Origin of the sequence: Microbacterium sp. (assembly GCF_047972865.1) — a bacterium.
GTDB lineage: Bacteria > Actinomycetota > Actinomycetes > Actinomycetales > Microbacteriaceae > Microbacterium.
Genome location: NZ_JBKEAY010000090.1, coordinates 1 through 2417 on the forward strand (window position 1 = coordinate 1; position 2417 = coordinate 2417).

General features: G+C 69.1%; 3 protein-coding genes. 1 reads left to right on the plus strand and 2 read right to left on the minus strand.

Annotation, left to right across the window (positions count from 1 at the left end; all coding sequences use genetic code 11):
• A partial coding sequence (locus ACK5KK_RS05725) for an RNA polymerase sigma factor (RefSeq protein ID WP_416889130.1) occupies positions 1–315 on the plus strand: 315 nt, incomplete at its 5' end.
• On the opposite strand, the gene ACK5KK_RS05730 is transcribed toward ACK5KK_RS05725, so the two are convergent.
• Both ACK5KK_RS05730 and ACK5KK_RS05735 read right to left on the minus strand, forming a co-directional pair.
• Complete coding sequence (locus tag ACK5KK_RS05730; RefSeq protein ID WP_416889131.1) at positions 253–1206, minus strand: ADP-dependent NAD(P)H-hydrate dehydratase; 954 nt, start codon at positions 1204–1206, stop codon at positions 253–255. The genes ACK5KK_RS05725 and ACK5KK_RS05730 overlap by 63 nt on opposite strands.
• Positions 1207–1226: 20 nt before the next feature.
• The gene (locus ACK5KK_RS05735) at positions 1227–2282 is read right to left on the minus strand and encodes a hemolysin family protein (protein ID WP_416889132.1); all 1056 of its coding nucleotides are present in this window, start codon (positions 2280–2282) and stop codon (positions 1227–1229) included.
• Positions 2283–2417 lie beyond the last annotated feature (135 nt).

A 2417-nucleotide genomic window follows, 5' to 3' on the forward strand; every position in this document is an offset into this window, starting at 1 on the left:
AAACAGACCGGCTACCTGTATCGGGTCGGCCAATCGGCGTCGCGCCGCTACACCCCCAAGCCACTGCCGCCCGAACTGCTCGTACAGCTGGAGGAAAGCTTCCCCGATGTCGAGCCGGGACTGGTCCCGGCGTTCGCTCGTTTGTCCGGGCAGCAACCCACCATCGTCGTCCTGGTCCACGGCTTCGGCTGGTCCCAAGCCGACGTTGCCGAGTTGTTGGAGATCAGCCCATCCACCGTCCACGTACACCTGTCACGCGCCCTCGACCGGCTCCGCGACATCTTGGAGGTCACCGATGCCCAACAGCATCCCTGAACAGATCCGACATCTCGGCCAGGTCCTCGACCAGTCGATCGATGACGTCGGCGCCGACGAGATCATGGTGATGAGCTCGGCTGGACGGTCACCCCGGCGCCGTACCCCGACCGGATCGTACGAGCCCGCTCGGTCGCCCCGCCGGCCGGGTCGGCTGCCGACGACGGCCGATCCAGGCTCCCCGGGTTCGCCCGGCTCGCCCGGCTCGCCCGGCTCGCCGAATCCTCCCCCTCGGCCCTCCGCGATGGCGACCAACCCGCCGACCATTCCCGCCAACACGTCGCCGGTTCCCGCGGTCGCCAGCCGGGAGGTCTGCACCTCGACGACCCGCACCAACCCGCTGGGATCGGCGATCAGCGTTCGAGCCCCCTTGAGCACCACCACAGCCCCTGTCGCGGCGGCGGTCGAGACCACGGCCTCGGCGCGGTCGGCATCCGGATCGAGCCCCAGAAACTGTCGCAGCCGGGCGTGCTCACCGTCGTGGGGCGTGAGAATCCGCGGCGCGGACGCGTCGGCTGCCACATCGAGGGCTCCGGCGTCGATCACCACCGGGGTGCCGCCCGCCAGGATGCCGCGCAGCGCGGTGGCTTCCTCATCCGTGCGGTCTGCGGCATCCGTTCCCGACCCGATCACCCAGACCTGAACACGCCCGTCGACGCAGACCGTCTCGGGTCGGCGCTGCAGCACCAGATCGGACGCGCGCGGCGGCCCCACATAGCGGACCATGCCGACGCCCGTGCGCCATGCCGCGTCTACGCCGAGCACCGCCGCGCCGGGAAAACGGTCCGAACCGGTGCGCAGACCGACGACTCCGCGGGTGTACTTGTCGTCCGCGGATGTCGGCTGCCGCAGCACACGAGCCACCTCGTCGGCCGTCCACACCTCGGTCATGGCGCCACCCTACCGGCCGGTCAGAACCCGCGCCGGGTCGCATCGTCGACCTCACCGACGAGCTCTTCCAGGATGTCCTCCAGGAACAGCACCGCGGTGATCTCACCGGCCGCGTCGCGCACTTGCGCGAGATGACGGCTGGACCGGCGCATGAGCGCGAGCGCATCCTCCAGATCGGTCGACTCCGCGACCGGGACCATGTGGTGGATCCGCTTGGGCTTGATCGGCTCGAACGCACGACGCTCGGCATCCGGCCCCTCCGCCTCGCGCAGCACGTCCTTCAAATGCACATAGCCGACCGGGGCGCCGACGCCGTCGACGATGACGTACCGCGAGAAGCCGTGCTTGGCGACGGCACGCTCGACATCGTCGGGGGTGGCCGTCTCGGGAAGAGTGACGATCTCGGACAGGGGCACGGCGGCATCGCGCGCCTTTTTGTCGGTGAACTCGACGGCGGCGGCCACCGTGCCGGAAGCGTCGTCGAGGACACCCTCGATCCGGGACTGATTCACGATCGTGGCGACCTCATCGAGCGTGAACGTCGAAGCGGCCTCATCCTTGGGCTCGATCCCGAACAGTCGCACCGAATGGTTGGCGATCCAGTTCAACGCGACGATGATCGGGTAGAACACTTTCGAGGTCCACACCAGCGGCGTGGCAAGCAGCAGCACGGCACGATCGGGCACGCTGAACGCCAGGTTCTTGGGCACCATCTCGCCGAACACGACGTGCAGGTACGACACCAGCACGAGCGCGATGACGAACGCGATCGCGTCGATGAGCGCTTCACCCCAGCCGGTCAGCCCGAGAGGTGCCACCAGCAGGTGGTGGATCGCGGGCTCCGACACGTTCAGGATCAGCAGCGAGCAGATGGTGATGCCCAGTTGGCTGGTCGCCAGCATGAGCGTGGCATGCTCCATCGCGTACAGCGCCGTCCTGGCCGCGCGCGAACCCTTCTCGGCGCGCGGCTCGATCTGCGAGCGCCGCGCGGAGATGACGGCGAACTCGGCACCCACGAAGAACGCGTTGAACAGCAGCAGCACGACCAGCCACGCCAGACCCGCCCAATCACTCATCGCCGCTCACCGCCCCGGTCTTGGTGTCGCGGGCGGTGTCGGAGGTGCGGGGCGGGTTCGGGGTGCGGGGCGGGTTCGGGGTGCGGGCCGGTCTGGGGTGTGGGCCTCGTCCGGGTTGTGCGTTCCGTCCGGTGT

Bases quoted from the DNA above. Each gene is read 5' to 3' on its own strand.
- ACK5KK_RS05730 (WP_416889131.1), bottom strand. From the start codon at position 1,206: ATGACCGAGGTGTGGACGGCCGACGAGGTGGCTCGTGTGCTGCGGCAG.
- ACK5KK_RS05735 (WP_416889132.1), bottom strand. From the start codon at position 2,282: ATGAGTGATTGGGCGGGTCTGGCGTGGCTGGTCGTGCTGCTGCTGTTC.